This window comes from Priestia sp. D3YE.R1, from assembly GCF_049199565.1.
GTDB lineage: Bacteria > Bacillota > Bacilli > Bacillales > Bacillaceae_H > Priestia > Priestia aryabhattai.
In genome coordinates this window covers 1-21390 of sequence record NZ_JBLTHW010000003.1, presented here as the reverse complement: position 1 = coordinate 21390, position 21390 = coordinate 1, and the positions used below count along the sequence as shown (strand labels likewise).

The 21390-nt window shown below is 37.6% G+C and carries 19 protein-coding genes; 2 read left to right on the top strand and 17 right to left on the bottom strand.

Features of this window, described 5'->3' with window-relative positions:
- Positions 1 to 61: 61 nt before the first annotated feature.
- The 10 genes from ACOZIR_RS18450 to ACOZIR_RS18405 form a co-directional block, all read right to left on the bottom strand.
- A complete protein-coding gene (locus ACOZIR_RS18450) occupies positions 62 to 1030 on the bottom strand; it encodes an alpha/beta hydrolase family esterase (protein ID WP_421535745.1) in 969 nt (322 codons plus the stop codon).
- 557 nt (positions 1031 to 1587) lie between these two features.
- On the bottom strand, positions 1588 to 2934 hold the full coding sequence (locus tag ACOZIR_RS18445) for an MFS transporter (protein ID WP_045289558.1): 1347 nt from the start codon (positions 2932 to 2934) through the stop codon (positions 1588 to 1590).
- Positions 2935 to 3512: 578 nt separating this feature from the next.
- On the bottom strand, positions 3513 to 3923 hold the full coding sequence (locus ACOZIR_RS18440) for a GNAT family N-acetyltransferase (protein ID WP_045289560.1): 411 nt from the start codon (positions 3921 to 3923) through the stop codon (positions 3513 to 3515).
- Between the two features lie 87 nt (positions 3924 to 4010).
- A complete protein-coding gene (locus ACOZIR_RS18435) occupies positions 4011 to 4295 on the bottom strand; it encodes a DUF5316 family protein (RefSeq protein ID WP_045289562.1) in 285 nt (94 codons plus the stop codon).
- Positions 4296 to 4470: 175 nt separating this feature from the next.
- Complete coding sequence (gene ybaK / locus ACOZIR_RS18430) at positions 4471 to 4953, bottom strand: Cys-tRNA(Pro) deacylase (protein WP_045289895.1); 483 nt, start codon at positions 4951 to 4953, stop codon at positions 4471 to 4473.
- A gap of 182 nt (positions 4954 to 5135) precedes the next feature.
- Positions 5136 to 6125, bottom strand: coding sequence for an ABC transporter ATP-binding protein (locus tag ACOZIR_RS18425; protein ID WP_421535744.1), 990 nt, complete (start codon positions 6123 to 6125; stop codon positions 5136 to 5138).
- Positions 6118 to 7116: an ABC transporter ATP-binding protein gene (locus ACOZIR_RS18420; RefSeq protein WP_310878919.1), complete on the bottom strand. Its 999-nt coding sequence runs from the start codon at positions 7114 to 7116 to the stop codon at positions 6118 to 6120. Before ACOZIR_RS18420 ends, ACOZIR_RS18425 begins: the two co-directional genes overlap by 8 nt.
- The gene (locus tag ACOZIR_RS18415; protein WP_237758352.1) at positions 7113 to 8015 is read right to left on the bottom strand and encodes an ABC transporter permease; all 903 of its coding nucleotides are present in this window, start codon (positions 8013 to 8015) and stop codon (positions 7113 to 7115) included. Before ACOZIR_RS18415 ends, ACOZIR_RS18420 begins: the two co-directional genes overlap by 4 nt.
- Before the next feature lie 15 nt (positions 8016 to 8030).
- On the bottom strand, positions 8031 to 8984 hold the full coding sequence (locus ACOZIR_RS18410) for an ABC transporter permease (protein ID WP_013082737.1): 954 nt from the start codon (positions 8982 to 8984) through the stop codon (positions 8031 to 8033).
- A 59-nt stretch (positions 8985 to 9043) separates the two neighbouring features.
- Positions 9044 to 10582 (bottom strand): ABC transporter substrate-binding protein, encoded by a 1539-nt coding sequence (locus ACOZIR_RS18405; protein ID WP_052942365.1) that lies wholly within the window; start codon positions 10580 to 10582, stop codon positions 9044 to 9046.
- Between the two features lie 291 nt (positions 10583 to 10873).
- Here ACOZIR_RS18405 and ACOZIR_RS18400 point away from each other — a divergent pair, with 291 nt between their 5' ends.
- Positions 10874 to 11620 carry a gamma-glutamyl-gamma-aminobutyrate hydrolase family protein gene (locus ACOZIR_RS18400; RefSeq protein WP_421535743.1) on the top strand — a complete coding sequence of 249 codons (747 nt, stop codon included), beginning with the start codon at positions 10874 to 10876 and terminating at the stop codon, positions 11618 to 11620.
- Between the two features lie 139 nt (positions 11621 to 11759).
- Here the strand turns inward: ACOZIR_RS18400 and ppsA are convergent, their stop codons facing one another.
- From ppsA to hmpA, 3 genes are all read right to left on the bottom strand, one after another.
- The gene (ppsA, locus tag ACOZIR_RS18395; RefSeq protein ID WP_421535742.1) at positions 11760 to 14366 is read right to left on the bottom strand and encodes a phosphoenolpyruvate synthase; all 2607 of its coding nucleotides are present in this window, start codon (positions 14364 to 14366) and stop codon (positions 11760 to 11762) included.
- A gap of 345 nt (positions 14367 to 14711) precedes the next feature.
- A complete protein-coding gene (locus tag ACOZIR_RS18390) occupies positions 14712 to 14987 on the bottom strand; it encodes a hypothetical protein (RefSeq protein WP_237758353.1) in 276 nt (91 codons plus the stop codon).
- A gap of 357 nt (positions 14988 to 15344) precedes the next feature.
- Positions 15345 to 16565: an NO-inducible flavohemoprotein gene (gene hmpA / locus ACOZIR_RS18385; RefSeq protein WP_045289574.1), complete on the bottom strand. Its 1221-nt coding sequence runs from the start codon at positions 16563 to 16565 to the stop codon at positions 15345 to 15347.
- Positions 16566 to 16991: 426 nt separating this feature from the next.
- Between hmpA and ACOZIR_RS18380 the strand changes: the two genes are divergently transcribed.
- On the top strand, positions 16992 to 18449 hold the full coding sequence (locus tag ACOZIR_RS18380; RefSeq protein ID WP_045289576.1) for a pyridoxal phosphate-dependent decarboxylase family protein: 1458 nt from the start codon (positions 16992 to 16994) through the stop codon (positions 18447 to 18449).
- Positions 18450 to 18694: 245 nt separating this feature from the next.
- Here ACOZIR_RS18380 and ACOZIR_RS18375 read toward each other — a convergent pair whose 3' ends face one another.
- The 4 genes from ACOZIR_RS18375 to ACOZIR_RS18360 all read right to left on the bottom strand — a co-directional run bounded on the left by ACOZIR_RS18375 (position 18695) and on the right by ACOZIR_RS18360 (position 21320).
- The gene (locus ACOZIR_RS18375; RefSeq protein WP_045289578.1) at positions 18695 to 19072 is read right to left on the bottom strand and encodes an SMI1/KNR4 family protein; all 378 of its coding nucleotides are present in this window, start codon (positions 19070 to 19072) and stop codon (positions 18695 to 18697) included.
- Positions 19073 to 19085: 13 nt separating this feature from the next.
- Positions 19086 to 19601, bottom strand: a complete 516-nt coding sequence (locus ACOZIR_RS18370) for an SMI1/KNR4 family protein (protein WP_045289580.1) — start codon at positions 19599 to 19601, stop codon at positions 19086 to 19088.
- A 121-nt stretch (positions 19602 to 19722) separates the two neighbouring features.
- A complete protein-coding gene (locus ACOZIR_RS18365; protein ID WP_045289582.1) occupies positions 19723 to 20055 on the bottom strand; it encodes a YolD-like family protein in 333 nt (110 codons plus the stop codon).
- Positions 20056 to 20069: 14 nt separating this feature from the next.
- Positions 20070 to 21320 (bottom strand): DNA polymerase thumb domain-containing protein, encoded by a 1251-nt coding sequence (locus tag ACOZIR_RS18360; protein ID WP_421535741.1) that lies wholly within the window; start codon positions 21318 to 21320, stop codon positions 20070 to 20072.
- Between the last annotated feature and the right edge of the window lie 70 nt (positions 21321 to 21390).

The window sequence follows — 21390 nt, the reverse complement described above, 5'->3', positions numbered from 1 at the left end:
CAAAAAAATGAAAGGCTGATATTATGTAGTGGTACATTGTGAATGCTCTTTCATGCTCTATTTAATCATTCTGGGCTTCAAAAAAATCCCACATCATTTTTGAAGCATTAGGACCTTTTGAATCAGTATCTGATCCATTGTCATTTCCTCCTGACCATGCATGCCCCATATCCTCTACCATAATTTTTTTTATCCAGATTTTATTTTCTGCATCTACGTAGTCAGACATTATGTAGCTATAATGATTTCCGTTGTCTTGTGACGTATAAAAAGCAGCATTTTCATGTAGGTCTATACCGAAATTCTTGTATGTATAAATCCACTGCTGAATTAATGTAGACGCATTAATTGGATTGACTGTTGTATCTGATTGACCATGAAACGTAATGATGGGAACAGGCCGTGCATAAGGTCCCATTTTTTTATAAGCTTCATCACCGTCAAGTTCAGGATTGAAAGAGCCGTATAGCATGACTTCTCCAGCTGTGATGAGGTCTACAGCATACGCATTACTGCCTGCTGAATGAATGCCTACCGCTTTAAATACATCAGGATAAGCAATAGCCATCACATTTGCCATAAATCCTCCAGCTGACATGCCAGCAAGGTATATATTAGTAGAATCAATCGCATATTTAGCGGTTATGTGATCAATCATATCTTTTATTATGTCTGGCTCTCCATTACCGCGAAACTGGTTATACTCATAAAACCAATTCCAGCACCCGTTGGAATTAGCAAAGTAATTCATCTGAGGATAGAGAACAATAAAACCTTTTTCTTCTGCTAGCTTATTCATCTCCGTACCCGCAGCAAAATCATCTGCATCTTGTTGACATCCATGAAGCATAACGATTAATGGTACTTTACTTAATCCAGTATATGTACTTGGAACATATACCTTGTAGGTAAAATAATCATCATAATTATACTCTTTCCAAATAGGACGAAAGAACGCACTCTGTAATTCTATTAAAAACGTTGAAGCAGTTAAAGCTGGATTCATAAAAAAGGAACATAAAGTATTCACGAAGTTTACCCTCTCTCTATTTCTGATGTATACTCTCTATTTCGTTATATCACAAAATAATCCTTTTATTATGTAGCTCTTCTTTTGTATATGCCTTTAATTATTTTCCTCTTCATTCTTTAGTCGTACAAATTCATGAGGTAAGTTACGCACTGCGTTGGATAACAACTTTAGGTGATTTTATTAAACTTAGTATAACGACTAGCCAATCAGGAAAATTTTAAAGGAAGTGTTCAAAATGGCTAAGGCAAAGCCTCATTTTAAACATTACTGGAATGAGACCATACGAGGACTTATTATCACCAAATAATAGACAAAAATCCTACTACAGAAAAAAGTTGTGCAGCACGGATAGGTTAGTAAGGCTAGCCCTTTACGATAGCGATAAAACAGTGGGTCTTATCGAAGAAGGCACGCATGAGTTTAGCTTAAAAGAACCTATCTTTCCATATTCTGAACCAACTACAAAATAAATATCTTTCAAGTGTATAAAAAAGGACTGGCTTTTTATAGCCAGTCCTCTTTATGTTATCGAACGATTATTTGTTTAAAAAAAATTAAAAACTCACATTATTTGGCGGGATGTTGTCGTCTTTGTCATCTGTTTTCAACTCGGACTCTATGTATGAATCTTTAGAGGATTCTCCCATACGCCAATAAACAAGAAAACTGATGGCAATACACCCTGCTACATAGAAAAAGAAAAGTGATTCATGGCCGATACTTTTTAGCCATAGGGCAATAAATTCTGCTGTGCCTCCAAATATAGCAACTGTAAGTCCATATGGTAATCCTACACCAAGAGCTCGAATTTCTGTTGGAAAAAGCTCAGCTTTTACAATAGCGTTAATAGATGTATAGCCTGTTACAATGATAAGTCCAACTGTCATTAATAAAAAAGCCATGACTGGGTTATGTGCTTGTTTCATAAAAAGAAACAGCGGTACAGTCAATAATGTTCCTAAAATCCCAAAGCTCATTAACAGCGGTCTGCGTCCAATTTTATCAGATAGCATACCTGCTATTGGCTGAATGACAACAAATACAAGCAGCGCACAGAAGTTAATCCAGCTTACGACTCCTTTATCTAGTCCTACACTGTTTACCATAAATTTTTGCAAATACGTCGTATACGTATAAAAAGCGACCGTTCCTCCTAATGTTAAGCCAATAACGGTCAACACCGCTTTAGGATGCTTCATAAGTGCTTTAATTGTCCCTGCATTTTCACGGCTTTCAGAGTCCATTTTAGAAAATTGTTCTGATTCATCCATTGTACGGCGCAGCCATAAAACGCTTAGTGCTCCGATTGCTCCAATAACAAAAGGAATACGCCAGCCCCATGAAATCATATCTGCTTCACTAAGAACGTTTTGCAGAATAATTTGAACACCTAATGCCACCAGCTGACCAGCAACAAGCGTCACATACTGAAAGCTTGAATAAAATCCTCTTCGCCCGCTGCTTGCCATTTCAGAAAGGTAAGTTGCAGACGTTCCGTATTCTCCGCCTAAGGAAATTCCTTGCAGCAAACGCGCTAGTACTAGAATAATAGGAGATAATAATCCTATGGTGCCATAGCTAGGAGTACAGGCGATAATAAAAGAACCGCTCGCCATAATGGTAATAGATAAGGTAAGCGCAGCCCGACGACCATATCGATCCGCGTAGCGTCCCATTAATAAACTACCGATTGGACGCATCAAGAAACCGACAGCAAAGATCGCCGCTGTGTTAAGCAGCTGACTTGTTGAATCACCTTCTGGGAAGAATTGTGATGAAAAATAGACGGCAAAAGCAGAGTAAACATACCAATCGTACCATTCAATTAAATTTCCAACAGATCCTTTGAAAATATTACTTGTAACGCGCCTGTTGTTTGCAGCTTCACTGGTATGAGCCATGAGTGATCCCTCTTTTCTTTGAGTGTTTAATGTTGGTTCTCCTGTAACATGAAGTAGTAAGTAATTTACCAGCAAATCTTTTTAAACAGCTAGATTGTATTGCTTTCTATAAAACCTGTTCAACCAATTACTTATATAATGAGAGCGCTTAAAAAAGGTTGGATAATTCATTTCAATATCATCTATAGATAACAAAATAAGCGGTTTTAAAAGCGGCAGCTGTCTATTACATATGTAGTGTTAATCCTCCCTTCTATTTATATATTGTACTATTGATTTATTAGAAAATATAATATTTTCTAATTATTCATACAAAAATTTTACAAAGTTCGGTTTTCTAATTTATATGACAAACAGAAAAAAAGCCATGTTCTTTAAGTAAGAACATGGTTAAGAAAATACTCTTTTCAACTTGTAAGTGTAAGCTGCTTACATTTACATAATATGTAGAATAAACATAACTTGTACTAAGCTCTAACCTAAATTTAAGATAATTATCGAATTTTAATCTTATCCCTTATTATATATACAGCCATAGATGCTCTATAATGTTGTTGCATCGGCGACCTTAATTTATCTCATTTAACTTTAAATTCACACAAAAAGCGTTCCACTCCGAGATATTTTTCACCTAAACTTGTTATTTGGAAGCCAAAATTAGAATAAAAGTTTACTGCCTCTTTATCTGTCTCAGCAAAAATAGAATGTATATCATAGTTCTTACAAAGAAAGCGAATCATGCTGCTTCCTATTCCTTTCCCTCTCTCTTTTGGTAAAACAGCTATATGTTTTATAACAGCTTCCTTAGCGTTAAAAAATTCAACTCCTATACAGCTAACGGTTCCTCCATTTATTTCAATACTATATAATTTCCGACTTGGCAAACAAATGTATTTTTTATATTCTTCATCAACCTTCTCTTCTAAAGTTGCATAAGATAAAAGTTTTTTTATGGCCGAACTTACCGCAAGTGAAGTGATTTCTTTCATTCTAGCGCCTCTTTTCGCTATTATCTTATGAATAATTAGTTTATTTTTTAGGACCTTACGGCTTGCACTTATATGCCAAAGAATAAACTATACGAAGTAGTGAATGAGAAGAAATACCCCGAGAACTGGAGCGGCAGCTAACATAAGGTTTATAGAATTTGTAATTCTCCACTTCTTGTCTGTTTTTGATTCTGTGGCAAGATTGGCTCTCATTCGATCACCGCTTACAGCTGCTCCAGATATAATGATGGCTACCCCTACTAATAGAATGAAAGCGGTGAAAAGTACTGTTTCTGAATTTACGTTAGCTATTGTACATGCTACTAAAAGAATAAAAGATAAAATGAACCCACCAATAATTGATTTAATCATCTCTGTCTTCCTCCTAGTTTTTTTATAATCCCCTACACATTATCTATATAATATCATTTTTTCTATATTTTTACTTTTATTTTCTTTACTTCAACAAGTAAAAAGACAATAATTAAGGTAACTAAAAAAGCGAAACGCTTATGTCTAAGTGCGTTTCGCTCAAGGGAACTACATTTTAACTATCTTTTGTGATGTCTGCCGGACGTATACGAATTACTTTTGATAAGTCACTTAGTGGTAGCTGTATCTGATGACCTACACGCCCGCCTGAAAAGTAAATCGTTTCACAGTCTTCTGCCGTAGAGTCAATGAAGGTTGTGAACTGCTTTTTCATTCCGATAGGAGAACACCCGCCGTGAACATATCCTGTAAGTGGCAACAGCTCTCTTTGAGGAATCATTTCTAAAGACTTTTCACCAGCTGCTTTTGCCGCTTTCTTTAAGTCAAGCTCCTTTTCAACCGGTACCATGAAGACATAATGTTCTTTTGATTTCCCTACGGTCACGAGTGTCTTGAAGACTTTAGCAAGATCCTCTCCGAGCGAAGTAGCTACCTGTACCCCACTCAGATTTTTAGTTTCATAAGAATAATAATTGTACTCAATCTTTTTCTGATCTAAAATTCGCATTACGTTCGTTTTATCTGCTTTTTTACCCATAATTATCACCGATACCATCATAACACGTTTTGTTTTCATATCTCCATATATTAGGATAGGTAGATTATTTTGTTTACTAAAAAAGCCACTAGAGACGCTAGTGGCTTTTTTCATTCCATACATTCAATTGTTCTACTGCCTCAATACGTTTATCTATAGTTTATATAGTTAAGATTTCCACCTTAACTATATAGGTGACATTTTACTTTATGCTTGCTATCAATCACTGTATCTTCAGGTGTTTCTTTCATGCAGCGGTCAAATGCGAACGGGCATCTTTTATGAAACGCACACCCTGAAGGTGGATTAAGAGGAGAAGGAATTTGACCTTTAACCTCAATTTTTTCACGTTTTTCATGTTCGTGAATTGCCGGGACAGATGATAAAAGAAGTTTTGTGTAAGGATGACGAGGATTTGAAAAAATCTCATCTGTTGGTCCTTCTTCTACTAGTCTACCTAAATACATCACGCCAACGCGGTCCGCAATATGCCTTACGACGCTTAAATCGTGGGAGATAAAGAGATACGAAAGCTTCATTTCTCTTTGCAAACTGCGCAGCAAGTTTAAGATTTGTGCTTGAATGGATACGTCCAGTGCTGAAACCGGCTCATCACAAATAATAAGCTTTGGGTTTAAAATCAATGAACGCGCAATTCCTATGCGCTGACGCTGACCACCTGAAAATTCGTGCGGATAGCGGTTGTAATCTTCTTCGTTAAACCCAAGCTTTTTTAATAATTCAATGACAAGCTGCTTTCGTTCGCTTTTGGCGCCTACATTATGAATTGTTAATGTTTCTTGAATGGAAGCCCCAATCTTTTTCCTTGGGTTAAGGGAAGTATGCGGATCTTGGAAAATCATTTGCAAATCTTTACGAATTGTCCGTAAGCGTGATGCTTTGGATTCGAAAATACTTTCTCCATTAAACTGTGCTTCTCCGTCCGTTGGTTCTACTAATTTTAAAAGCGTGCGCCCTGCTGTACTTTTTCCACAGCCAGATTCACCTACTAATCCGTACGTCTCACCTTCATAAATATCAAAGGATAAATCTTGAACCGCTTTGATTTGTCCCTTCGCTTTTCCTAAAGCTGAACGAACCGGATAGTATTTTTGCAGGTTGCGAACTTCAAGCAAGGGCTTGGCGCTTTGCTGTTTTGCTTCACTAGACATACGCAACCTCTCCTTCTTGAATTTTTTCATAGTGCCAGCATCGAACGCGATGCGTATCATCGGCATGCTCTAAAACGGGTACTTCTTTATGGCATTTTTCCGTTGCAAACGGGCATCTTGGTGCAAAACGACAGCCGTCTGGCACGTTTGAAAGCGGCGGAACCGTTCCTGGAATAGACGAAAGCTCTTTTGTTCTGTCACCATCTAAATGAGGAACCGACTTAATTAAGCCCATTGTATAAGGATGAAGCGGCTTTGAAAACAGCGTTTTAACGTCCGTTTCTTCCATCACTTGTCCTAAATACATCACGGCTACTTTTGTACAAATATTAGCGACAACTCCTAAGTCATGGGTGATGAACAGCACGCCCATGTTGAGCTTGTCTTTTAAATCCATCATAAGGTCAAGGATTTGCGCTTGAATGGTTACGTCTAAAGCCGTTGTTGGCTCATCGGCAATAAGAAGCTTCGGCTCACAGGCTAAAGCCATCGCAATCATAATGCGCTGCCTCATTCCACCCGAAATTTCATGCGGATACTCTTTTGCTCGCTGTTCTGGAGACGGAATGCCGGTTAGTCTTAAAAGCTCTACGACTTTCTTTTGCGCTTCTTTTTTAGAGACTTTTTGATGCAGACGAATCACTTCAGCAATTTGTTTTCCAATTGGCATAACGGGATTTAATGAAGACATGGGATCCTGGAAAATCATTGAGATTTCGTTTCCTCTTAACTTTTGAATTTGCTTTGAAGACATGTCCAATAAGTTTTTTCCTTCAAACAAAATCTTACCATCGTAGCTTGTTAGGTCTTCATCTAGTAGCTGAAGAATAGATTCGGACGTTACGCTTTTTCCTGATCCGGATTCACCGACAATGCCTAATACTTCTCCTTTATTTAATTGAAGAGATACATTGTCAACAGCCGTTACTTCTCCGCTATACGTTGTAAAAGTTACTTGTAAGTCTTCTACTTTTAAAAGGGCGTTACTCAACGTTTTTTCCTCCTTTTCTTCAGCATTACGTTTTTCGGATTTAACCAATCGCGCAGACCGTCACCAAATAAATTAAGGCCAAGTACAATTAAAATGATGAATACACCTGGAAACACGGTCATCCACCACGCGTTGTAAATGGCAAGCTTTCCGTCATACAGCATATTTCCTAAGCTTGGTGTTGGCGCAGGAATTCCGGCTCCTAAAAAGCTTAGCGAAGCCTCTGTTAAAATCGTCACAGCAAACACGTATGTTACTTGAACGATTAAAGGCGATAAGACGTTTGGCGCTATATGAAAACAAATGATTCGAAGTGAGCTTGCTCCTTGAGCTTTTAGCGCTTCAATAAACGTTTTTTCTTTTACAACAAGCGCAGCTGAACGAACAATTCTCGCAATCGAAGGAATAAATACAAGGCTCAGTGCGATAATAACGTTGCTTGTTTTAGGTCCTAAAGCAGACATGATGGCAATTGCTAGTAAAATAGATGGAAAAGCAAACAAGCCGTCACAAATTCTCATTAAAATATAATCAAGAATTTTATAATAAGAAGATAAAAGTCCAACGATTAAACCCAGTACAGTAGCAATAATCGTTACTGCGGCTCCAATCATTAACGATATTCTGACGCCGTACATTGTCCGACTAAATACATCTCGTCCAAAGTTATCCGTTCCAAACCAGTGCGTGCTTGACGGCGGTGCTAATCGATTTGCAGGGTCGATTTGTAAGCTACCAAAAGGAGAAATGAGCGGAGCAAAAACAGCAATCAAAATAGATAATAAAATAAGTATCGCTCCTCTTACTAGCAAACGATTTGAGAAGAAGCGCGCTGCCGCTGGGTTTCTTTTTTTCTTTGCAGGTACTGAAATGGTCTCTGTATTTTGTTGTGCGTTCACATTGATTACCCTCCTTTAATCATGATAAGAATTGCGTACACGCGGATCGATCACGGCGTACAGCAAATCAACAACTAAATTGATGACCACATAAGCAACCGTAATTAAAAGTACAGCTCCTTGAATAAGCGCGTAATCTCGGCGTTCAATTGATGAAACAATCAGCTGACCTAATCCCGGGATGTTAAATAATGATTCTGTTACTGCCGCTCCGGTCACAAGTCCCGCAAATGATTCTCCGATAACTGTTAAAATCGGTAAAAAACTCACGCGCAGCGTATGCTTAAGCATAATTGTACGTTCATTTAATCCTTTTGCTTTTGCTGTTTTAACAAAGTTCTCAGAAATGGTATCGAGTAAAGATGAACGCGTCATACGCGTAATTAATGCAGCTTGAATCGCTCCAAGCGTAATCGTTGGTAAAACTAAATATTTTAAGTACTCAAATAATCCAGCATTTAACGGAACGTATCCTGAAACAGGGAAAATTCGAAGCTGTACAGCAAAAAGCAAAATAAGGAATGAACCGAGAAGAAAGCTAGGAATGGAAATACCTAAAAGACTGGCTCCCATAATGCTTTCATCACGAATCGTTCCTTTATGTTTAGCTGCATATATACCAAATAGTAAAGCAAACGCCACGCCAAAAATTTGCGCGAGTATAGCTAGAGAAACTGTAGGACCTACGTTATCCCAAATCGCCCCGAGCACAGGTTTATTTAAAAAGTAGGAATAACCAAAATCTCCGTGAAAGATGTTAGATAGCCAAATAAAGTATTGATTAACAACAGGCTCATCCAATCCCATTTCTTTGCTTAGCGCTGCAATTTGTTCCGGACTTGCGCCTTGTCCTAAGATGATTGCTGCGGGACTCCCAGGCGTTAAGCGCGTAATTAAGAACACAACAATAGATACAATGAATAAAACAGGAATTAGTGCAAAAAGTCTCTTAAGTGTGTAAGCTCCCATCGTAAACTCCTTTCTAAAACAGAGAGCATATGCCCTCTGTTTATTAGAATAATAAGATATTATTTTGTTAAACTCATATTGTAGAAAATTGGACCTAAATTATATTCATAGCCTTTTGCATTGTTAGAAACGGCATTGATGTTCACTTTATGACCAATAAGCGTGAACGGAAGTTCGTCCCATACGTATTGCTGAATGGCATCAATGTCACCGCGCGCTTCTTTAACAGAAGGAGCAGCTTTAATTTTGTTTAAGTAGTCCATTGATTTTTCAACTGATGTACCTTTTGTAGTCCAGAATCCTTGGAAGATGGTAGAACGAGCATTCCAGTCAACAGGATAGATGTCCCATTGGTTTGTATCACTCATTTTATCGCTGAATGTCGCCCAGTCGTATACTTCTAATTTTACATTCATACCAATGTCTTTTAATTCTTGTTGAACCACAACAGCTGTATTGTATTGATCTTGGTAATCACGAGAAGCCATTAAGCGAATTTCTTCTCCGTTATAACCAGATTTCTTCAAATATTCTTTTGCTTTTTTCTTATCATGCTGGTTATATTCTTCTTTTCCAGCTGTACTGTAGTAGTTTGGATACTCTTTGTTCACAATGGATGAAGAAAGCTTGTAATAATCTGAGCTTCCGTAAGAACTGTCTAAAATATCTTTTGAGTTAAGGGCTGCGTTAACTGCTTTTCGTGCATTGATGTCTTTAAAGACACCTTTATCTGCGTTGTAGAAAAGTCCCATAAATCCGCCTGGTGATGTTTCTACTTTTGCATTTTGACTGCCTTCAACTTGTTTGGCATTATCGCTTGATACAGATAGCGCAACGTCAAATTGTCCGGTTGTAATACCAGATATCCTAGTTGACTCATCGCTTACGAAACTAATCTTAATTTCATCGACGTGAGGAGTTTTCTTAACTTCGCGGCCTTTCGAAGAATAATCTTTAAATTTCTCTAATAAAAGATATTGATTTTTCTTCCATTCTTTTACTTTATACGGACCTGTTCCTATGTAGTCTTTGATCCCTTCATCAGATGCATTGTCAACGACTTCTTTTGGTAAAATAGCTGCTGCGGGGATTGGATCAGCTAATAAAGAAAGCGTGTTAACATTTGGTGATGGTAAATGAAGTTCTACCGTATAATCACCGGTTTTGGTCATTTCAGCACCAGAGAAGTTTGTTTTTCCAAGAGACGATAGCTTAATCCAGCGGTTAATAGAAGCGACAACGTCATCTGCAGTCATTTCTTTACCATTATGGAATTTAACCCCTTTTCTTAATTGGAACGTGTATGTTTTTTTATCATCGCTAATATCTACTTTAGACGCTAAGTCAGGCTTAGGATTTCCTTTGTCGTCTAAAATCATTAGTCCTTCGTAGATACTGCGCGTTGCGTCTTTCACATCTGAGTCCCCAGTAATTTGAGCATCTAGCGTTGCTGGCTCACTTTGAGACGCGACGTTTAGCGTTCCGCCTTCTTTTCCTTCTTTTTCACTTGAAGAATTTTTGCTTGCATTACCACTGCACCCTGCTACCATGAGGACAATGGTTAAAAGAGAGATGAAAAGTAAATAAGTCCTTTTCACTAAAATCACTCCTATTTCCTTGTATAAAATTTTAATCCGACTATAATAAGAAGAATAGTAGGAATGTGAACAATTGTAGCACTACCATCTACCTTTGGCAATTAGTATTTTTAACATACAGAGGCTATTATACCATTTTCTATTAAATAAATATGGTATATATGTATAATAGTTGAACAAAAAAACCATTTATTTCTTATAAAGCAAGCGATTGAGAACACCTTATCAGCGCAGTAAAAAAGAAAAAACATCTCAAGAAATGGTAATTTAACAAAAAAGGAGAAAACAACAGTGGGATTTTTAATTGGTATATCAGGAAGCATTATTGTGGATCAAGGAGGACGCTTTCCAGGCTATAAGCGAGCGTATGTGAATAACGACTATATCGAATCAACAGCGCTCAGCGGCGGAGTTCCTTTTATCTTGCCAGTGCTAAAAGATGAAGAAATGATTAAAGCGCAGGCAGAAAGTATAGACGGGCTAATTTTATCAGGTGGACAAGACGTTAATCCCCTTTTATACGGTGAAGAACCGACAACCAAAACGGGTTCACCTTTTTTAGCACGGGATCAGTCTGAACAGCTATTGTTAAAGCATGTAATTGATCGAGGAAAGCCGGTATTAGCGATTTGCCGCGGTTTACAAATTTTAAACGTTGCTTACGGCGGCACTCTTTATCAAGACATGTCAGATATTAAAGAGGCATTTATTAAACATGATCAATACAACAATACAAGCGACCCTTCTCATTCCATCATGATTAAAGACGGCACACGCCTACATGACCTTTACGGTAATCAAGCTCTTATTAACTCATTTCACCACCAAGCGATTAAAGACGTAGCGCCAGGTTTTGAAGTTTCCGCATGGGCAAAAGATGGAGTCATTGAAGCCATTGAAAAACAAGGAGATCAATTTGTAGTCGGCGTGCAGTGGCATCCAGAAATGATGGCAAAACAACATATTTCAATGCTGAACTTGTTTAAACTGTTTATGGAGCATGTGAAACAGTCGGCTGGGAAAAAAGTCAGCATTTGATGTTTCAATCTACTTTACTACCAATATGAAAAAGGCAGGCCATTATGGCCTGCCTTTTTGTATTAACTGAAGATGCGTAAAGAAACCTAGACAAATCTTCATCTATTAATTAGATAAAATAGTGCAAGTATTTTGGCTTTTACAGTATTTCAATATACCCTTCTGTTCCATGTACGCGAATTCGCTGACCGTCTTTTATCAGCCTAGTAGCATTCTCTACTCCGACAACTGCTGGCAATCCGTATTCACGTGCGATGACTGCGCCGTGAGTCATCAGTCCGCCAACTTCCGTAACAAGCCCTTTTATCCCTACGAATAACGGGGTCCAGCTAGGGTCAGTGAAGGAAGTGACTAATATATCTCCATCTGATAGATTAGCATCTTCCATATTTAAAATGACGCGCGCTCGCCCTTCTATCACCCCTGCCGAAACCGGTAAACCTACAATTGCTTGGGACGGGAGGTTTTCTCGTTTGTACGCACCGGTAATAATTTCACCTTGAGACGTGATCACACGCGGAGGTGTTAGCTTTTCATATAATTTGTACTCTTCTTTTCGCTTGCTGATGATTTGATGATCAAGCTTATATGTGCGCACGACTTCTTGAAGTTCTTCAAACGTCAAATAGTATATATCTTCTGATTCATAAATAACGCCGGCTTTTACGAGCTGCGCGGCTTCTTTCAGCAGAGCCTGCTTATAAACAAAATAACGGTTAATCATGCCGTATTTAGGATATTCACGATAACCGATAAAATTCCGGAGGAGATCAATTCTTTCTTTTGTTTCTTTTGCTTTTTGTTCACCATCCGGCAAATGCTTCAAGCGGTTTAACAGCTCTTGCTCGTTTTTCAAGGCTTCCTGCAGGCCTTTTTCAAATTTTTGTTTGCTGGCATTGGGTTTAAGGTTTTTAATATTACCAAGAATCACAGGGATAAGTGCAGCCGGTTTTTCGCTCCAACGAGTTTTCGTAATATCGATTTCTCCGGGACATCGCATTCCGTATTTGCTGAGATAATCATAGATAGCGTCTTTGGTTTCCAGTCCACCTTCAAACTTAACCAGGTTCTCCAAAAAATTATCATCTTTTACATGCTGTAAATAATGAATGACTTCTGGATAAGGACGAATTACATCCGCGACATCCAATAGCGCCAGACCCATTTCTGAGGTAATATTGTTTGGTACAGATTGAGAAAGCGCGTCTGCTGCGTTTTTTTCACCTAGCCACGTCTCCATTTTTTCATTGATCCATGATGAAGCATCCATAGCGGCCATAAACACAGCTGTACTTTGTGGGTCAAATAAAATCTTCTTTAATGTCCCGATATCTTCTGAAATAAAATCGACTAATTCCAGCCCTGATTTCGTTTGGATGGTTTGTTTTAGCTCTTCTATTGATGCTTGATTCTTCTTGATCAAGTCAGAAACGATTGTCGAGTCGTTTTCGATTTGTGCCTTAGGCTTCGTAGGCGGCACGCTTTTATTGCTTTTACCGGAACTTTGATCATTTGGTAAAGGTTTTATAAAGTCTCCTCGCTCTATTATGCTTGTAAGTGCGTCTTTCATGAGCGGATCATGTTGTCCCATGGCACCTAACATCATTTTTCTGCTGTCAGGTGAAGCGAGCATAGGTGTAACATCAACAAACAGCCTTCCACCGGCTGTACGCATCGGTGCATTAGTTGTTAACAGAAAAAAAGACAATCCCAGTGGTTTCATGGCATCGGTCATCATTTGTTGGTGTCCAACAGATACATAAACGCGATTTTCCGGATCATGCGCTTCAGGAATTGGATATAAAGTAGTGATCGGACGACTTTGGACAATATAAAATGCATCATCAGCCAAGCACCATTCAATATCTTGAGGACAATCAAAATAAGCTTCAAGCTGTCTTCCAACGCGTTCTAATTGTAAAATTTGAGAGTCAGTGAGCGCTTGCGTTTTTTGCAGACCAGAAGGAACTTCCTTCGCTTCTGTTCCGCCTTCTTTTAATCCATAGATAGCTACCTTTTTAGCTGCTATTTTTTTATCGACGATTTTTCCTTCTTGTACTTTATAGCAATCGGCAGAGACCAAACCAGACACCAGTGCTTCTCCAAGTCCGAATCCCGCATCAATGGATAGCAGCTTTCGATTATAGGTAACGGGGTCAGCGGTAAATAAAATGCCTGAAGCCTGCGGAAAAACCATTCGTTGAACAATAACAGATGTGTGCACTTGACTATGGTCAAATCCATTTTTAATCCGGTAGGTTACCGCGCGACTTGTAAACAGGGAAGCCCAGCATTTGCTAATGTGCTGGAGAATGGCTTCTTTGCCTCTGATATTTAAATAGGTGTCATGCTGACCAGCAAAAGAAGCATGTGGCAAATCTTCAGCAGTCGCACTTGAACGAACTGCATAAGCATGCTCCTCGCAAAAATGAGAGAGATAATGAGTAACGGCTTTTACCATGTCAGAAGGAATTTTTATTTCCAGAATGGTTTGGCGAATTTTTTCGCTGATTTCACTAATTTGATTTCGATCATCTACTTTTAGTATCGTCAGCTGATTCAGTAACGCTTGAAATGTTTCATTTTGTTCAAGGGCTTTTTGATATCCGACTGCTGTAACACAAAACCCTTCCGGTACTTGTATTCCTTGAATTTTTGATAAAGCCCCTAAATTCAAGCCTTTTCCTCCAACAAGTGAAAGCTGTGTATCTTTTATTTCTTGAAAGCTAAGAACTAAAGAGTTCATTCAACATCTCTCCTAACCGGTAATGTTTTATTGATTTTACCAGCAGGAAATGAGAATAAACAGTCTATATCGGCGTTTTTTTATGTGGTATAATTAAAGTAGGAAGAGAGTTACAAATCTTTTTGTCAGCAATTACGCATTTGAAAGTTGTGTAACTAACTTATCTGGTTGACTTGTATCTTTTTTTAAACAGCTAAGTGCATGTTTGAAGTGTTTGTTGATCTTCCCCATTTAGCACTTTCTTTTTAGAGAATAAAATTTCAGCAACTTTCCTCATTTTAACTCTTCTTTCATTTGGTCACCTGAAGAGCCTAGCTCATTAGATGACTACCTCTATTTTTTGAACTATTCCGAAACCATAGTATTACGAATATATCTCTTTGCTCGTTTTCTAGCAAGTGTATAAATAATCACCTGCAGCACAAGCGCCGCAAGGCTTATCAGTACTACTTGTTCGACAGAATTAAAGGGCGAAAAATATTTCTCCCATTTAGAATCAGGAAGCCTTAATGCGTTATAAAAGTATGACGTACTAAAAGAAATGATATTTCCTAAAATAAGTGATAAATCCGCTCTAATAAGCCCACTTAGATAAGACAGTGCTAGTGTAACTATGGCCATGATTATATAGTTTACCTTTGAATCGTCCTCAAAATCCTTTCGCATAGATAAATAAGCATATGGAATGCAGTAAATTGAAAAAATTATAAAAGGGAGTAGTCGTCTCATATAGCAATCTCTCCAATATTTAGGATTCGACATAGTTCTCTATTATTATAAATTATCAAAGATAATTTTTTCCATTTTTTTGTACATAGAGAGTGTAGAAGTACCTATATATAAAATGCTCGTTTTTAGAATTGCTCCTTAAGACAAAGTAAAAAAGCACTCACAAGAGTGCTTTTTTACAGCATATTTATTTAAACAGGACGTGTGTGTTAATCGAACATTTTCTGTTTACTGGTGATAATTACTTTTTTATTTTTCTCCTAAAAGGGCTACAGGACTAAATACCTCGTAATGAATACGTTCATTTGGTATATCCCATCTACGTAATGCTTTAAGGATAGCTTCCATAAACGGAATCGATCCACAGAAATAAAAGACAGCTTCTTTTGAAGGAACAACCGATTGTAACAATTCTAAATCAATATAACCCTCTTTATCAAAATCAGTACCTAGTCGATCCCCTTCATTAGGCGAACTATAACAGATGAAGGAGGTAACATTTTTGTTGTCTCTATCTAGTTGAGCCACATGTTCTTTAAAAGCATGCGTTTTCCCATTAATGCTTGCATGAAGAAAGGTAACCTTACGTGTAGGTTGTTTTTCTACAATGGTATTCAGCATACTAAGCAAAGGTGTAATACCTATACCTCCACTAATTAGCACAACGGGAAGTTCACTGTGATCAAGTACAAAATCTCCAGCGGGAGCTGAGAACTTAAGAGTATCTCCTGTCTGAACTTGTTTATGTAAATAGTTTGACACGATTCCTGCTGGCGCACCGTCATGCCCATCTTCTCGTTTTACACTGATTCGATAATAATCCTTTCCAGGGGCTTCAGAAAGACTATAGTGACGAATATGCGTGTATTTCTCTCCCGGAACATTTGCTGCTAATGTAAGGTATTGTCCTGCTTTATAAGAGGCAATTTCTTTCTTATTTTTAGCTTTTAAATAAAAAGATGTTACATTATCACTTTCTTCTACTTTCTTATCTATATAAAAGCTTTGATATCCTTCCCAACCTCCAGGTTGACTCTCTGTCTCTTCGTAGAGAGCTTCTTCTAGCTCAATAAAAGCATTGGCAATATATCCGTACGCTTTTCCCCATGCTTCAATAATCTCATCTGAAGCTGTATCTCCCAAAACATCCTTTACTGCTTGAAGTAAAGTTTCACCAACGACTGGATATTGTTCTGCCTTTACCCCTATCGCACGATGCTTTTGTGAAATTCGTTCAATTACAGGTTTAATGGCTTCTAAGTTTGTAATATGTTCCCCTGCAGCATACACGGCATATCCTAATGCTTCCTGTTGAATTCCTCTTTTTTGATTTGTTTGATTGAACATATTATATAAATCTGGCGCTTTTTCAAATAACAATTCATAAAATCTCTTTCCTATTTGTTTACTATGTTCTTTCAAAACCGGCACTGTTGATTGGACAATTTCAATCGTTTTAGAATCAAGCATATAATATCCACCTTTTAAGAATTTTTCATATGTATTAATCTTTTTCGGCACTACAATTTAATATGGCTAAATTTGGATTATCCTATACAGGAATGAAAATACTAACTCTAGTTACCGTAATGAACAGGTTTTTTAAGAAAAAAGAAGAATCTACCTATCCTTTTTATGCATCATATTTCCTTTGCTTAAACAAACTAATAAAAATTTATTGGGTTAGAATTAAATCAGAAAGGTGAATATCTCTATGACCAAAACTTTAAGATATACCCTATATATTATTGGCGGTCTTTTAATCATCGCAGCCATATACTATTCAATTGTTAGCAGTTTTCAACGATAAAAGAAAGCCTTCTCTCTATTTGGTTCTTGCATTTCTCTTTCTTATTGTTAGAATAGTTAGATTAATAAGAAAGAAGCGTGATAATAATGGAAACTGGCGTTTTCCCTGTCGATTCTTTTATTGAGCCAAATGGAAAAAACATCAAAGAGGTCAAACTACTTATTAAGGCCGTAATGAATTTAGTTGTGGATCATGCAGCTAATTCAGAAAGTCACCCACCTCTTTTGCCTGACTTTACAGAACAATTATTTGATAAATTTTCTTTAGATGGTGTTCCCATAGAAGAACTTCTTTTACAATTGGAAACTATATTAAAGTACTCTATGAATCCTTTAACTCCAACATACATGGGACACATGGATTCAATTCCTACGTTAATTTCTTGCTTGAGTGAGTTTGTAACTACTGCACTAAACAATAATATGTTGAGTTTTGAAATGTCTCCTGTATTTTCTAAAATGGAAGTTCAAGTACTTCAACAACTTACACAAATGTTTGGTTTAGGTCGCAATGCTGGAGGAGTTATAACGAGTGGTGGCAGCCTTGCTAATCTTCAAGCTCTTGCAGTTGCGCGGAATTCTATACTCCAAGTGAAAGAAAACGGATTAACTTCATTAACAAAGCAACCTGTCATTTTAGTTTCAGAAGCAAGTCATACTTCTTTACATAAAGCTGCAATGCTATTAGGAATCGGTACATCTAGTATCATTCCTGTTCAAAGTAACCTTCATTCACAAATGGATACACAAGATCTAGAAAGAAAGATTCCTATACTCATCCAAGAAGGAAAGCAGCCTTTTGCAGTTGTAGCTACGGCAGGAACGACTGTTACAGGTAGCATTGATCCTTTACTACCTATTTCAGAAATAACAAAAAAACACGGTATTTGGTTGCACGTAGATGCAGCCTATGGTGGGGCACTTGTCTTTTCTGAAAAATACAAAAGCCTTCTCTCCGGGATTGAACAAGCAGACTCCATTACATTTAATCCACAAAAGTGGATGTATGTCGCCAAAACATGCGCAATGGTTTTATTTAAAAATCGTGATTTGTTGGAAAGAGATTTTCGTATTTCAGCACCTTACATGAATGAAACGGAGTTTACTAATTTGGGAGAAATAAGTGTTCAAGGTACTCGACATGCTGATATTCTGAAGTTATACCTATCTCTTCAGCATATTGGATTAAAAGGCTATGAGAATTTAATAAATCAAAGCTTTTTATTTGCGAAGGAATTTACATCCCAAGTAAAAAAACGCTCTTATTTAGAGTTATCAGGTGAATCAAATACGAATATATGCTGTTTTAGATTATTTTTAAAAGAGTATCAGCAAAAACAACAAGATCAATTAAACCTTAAGCTACAACAATTTTTATTGAAAAATCAAAACGTATTTTTATCTTTACCTACTTATAGAGGAAAGCGCTGGTTGAGGGCAGTTTTATTAAATCCTTTTATCTCACCTTTAACCATCCAACAAATCTTTGAAAAGATTGATGAATTTTATATTGAGCATTGTAATGACCAATCCCTAATAAAGTGAATATCTTTTATTTTGGTGTTTATTGGTTTACAACAGATTGAGTAAAGAACGCGAAGGATAGTAATGCCTTTGCGTTTTTGTGTATCTGTAATACATAAATCGATTCCTACCATTCCGCTCTTCCTTTCTCTAAATTCTTTCTAAGTTTAATGGGTACTACAAAAGAGGACAGCTAGGTAGATATTAAACTACTCTCTGTCCTCTTCTGACCGTACTCTTATCAAAATCTTTTAACTAAGCCATAATTAAGTAACATCTTCTACAAACTCTTTTAGAGAATCATACATTTCTAAAGCGTCCCATTCACCCATACCATGTTCAGCTGTAAAAACTGGATAATCTTCATTCGCTATATCAATAAAAAGCGGGTCACCGCCTATTTCTTCATCATACCCTATGACAAACCAGTTTTCTTGCCAATCTCCTTCTTGATTTCCTATAAGGGAATTTGCTTCTAAATCTTCTCTGTAACCTAATTGTCCGTCTAGAAACTCGCTTTTAAGGTAGATGTAATAAGGAGTAGAAAGGATTTCTCCAACTTCATCTTCAAATTCTATCTTCACCGACGTACCTGGAAGTTCTTTAAGAATTTTATAGATTCTCTCTATATCCGGCTTTATCATTTGCTGCTCCCCTTTAATGATCTGTATGAGTTATCGTAGCCATCACCCATTCTTCTAAGCTGTCTGCTATTACTTCACGCTGTTCCCAATCGTGCCAAAAGGTGATAATTTGGCCGGTTTTGCCTCCTTCAGCGGGATCCAAATCTATACAAATATCATCTCCTCCCCCATTCGTAGCAATCGAGATCCAACGCGGGTTCCACCAAAATTCTTTTTTTACTGGCCCAATAGGTTCAATTTCTGGGAAATCTTCAAATTCTCCTCCGTCTAAAAGCTCTTTTAATGTTTGCCACGTATACAGAATCTCCTCTAAAGGTAATAGAGTATAATTTTCGATAGCCGCTATGTATTCATCACGCTGTCCATTATGTATCATTAACCAGTCTTTAAGGTTTTCAGGGAATGTTAGTCCCATCTTTTGCTCAATCTCTGCAATTTCTGATTCAGCAGCAGCTTCATTAAGCGTTCCTACTGCTTCCGGCCGATGTATTTTCAACCACTGTTCAAACTCATTCCAAACCTGCTTCACACTGTGCTCCTCCTTATATAACATCATTAAATGAATCTATGAAAAATGATTGCGTATTTATTAAGTTTATACTAATTATGTATGGAAATCTTATGTAAATAAACTGTTTTATTACTTTCTCCTACATAAAACGAATATCAATTAGTTCACTTAACCTCATTTTATTCGTCTGTTTACCCCCTTCATCTATAAAAACAAATAATCCTCCAAGAGAATCTACAAATTGAATAATTCCTGTTTCCGTTATGCACTGCCCGTGCTTGTAATACGTCAGGTACATTTTTTTATGTGTATGAAGCGCTTCAATCAAGGTGAAATTAATCTGTTCCATTTGATCTTCTGTTAAAAAAGGTTGAGGTACCTCTGCTTGTTTTTTTATCATTTCTTGTAATCCTCTGTATTGCTCTGGCATAGTGGCGAACGGTCGCCATTTTTTCATTCCTCTGTTTTGCATGTCATCTTCCTCCTTTATGCTTTATGACCTCCTAAAAGGCCGTTTCGATAACGAGCTGTTGAATGCTCGAGATGGCTTGAAGCTCGCAGAACGCTATTCTTCCCATAGCGCATACGAATTTCATCAATTGTTTTAGCAAGGGCATAGGCTCTTTCACGCTGGTCAATATCTTCAAATAAGCTCATTTGCTCTTCTTCTTGAATACTGGTGGTCGATAAAGAAATACCAATGGAGCGAATCGGCATTCCGCTATCAAATGTGTGTAGGATGGTTAAACAATAAGGGAAGATATCTTGACTTAGATTCGAAGCCCGCCCCATCTTCTTTTGTCTTGAGAAGCCGCCACCTGTTTGTTTGCTGTAGCCAATGGATAAATGAATGGTTTGTGCCACGACTTGATGCATACGTAAACGAAAGCACACATTGTCTAATAGTTCTAATAGCAGCAATTCTACTTCTTTTCGATTTGTATAGTCTCGAAACAGAATTTGACTCTTCCCGAATGATCGAGAGCTCGGAATATACACGTCAGAAATGCGACTAAAATCAATTCCATTTGCATGTTGATGCAACTCTTCACCCAGAATGCCAAATTCTTTTCGTAACATATCTTTGGAAGAAAGAGCGAGTTCTTTTATAGAGTGAATGCCCAGACGCTTCAAGCGTCTTTCCGTAGCGGATGAGATCCCCCAGAAATCCTTCATTGGGTGAATCGACCATAATTTGAAAGGAATATCTTCGTATCGCCAATAAGCTACCCCTGTTGGGCTATTCTTGGCCTCATGATCTAAGCTAATCTTAGCCAGCAAGAGATTCGGACCGATGCCTGCAGTAGCTGTCAGCCGTGTTTTACGATAAATCTCGTTGATGATTTTATGGGCTAATTCTTCTGGTGTGTGAGCGAATAAATGTAAAGAAGCTGTTGCATCAATAAACAACTCATCAACACTATACGCATGGAAATCTTCAGGAGCGACATACTGTAACACTAAACTAGAAATATAGTTCGAAGCCTTGACATACCTTTCCATGGATGGGTTGACGACATGGATATCTTTCCTTCTAGGAATGTCGAAAAGACGGCTGCCTGTTTTGATCCCTTCTTTCTTTAATAAGGGTGTAGCAGCTAACACAACTGATCCCGACCGCTTTGTATCTCCTACAACTGCCAACTTTGTTTTTAATGGATCTAGCCTACGTATGACGCATGAAACAGAAGATAACGATAGGTAGCCTACTAAGTGTAAAATCTGGTATGATTCCATTCTCTTTTGGGCTTTCCCCCGTTCCACACCGTGCGTGAGACTTTCACCTCACACGGCGCTCCAGCAATTC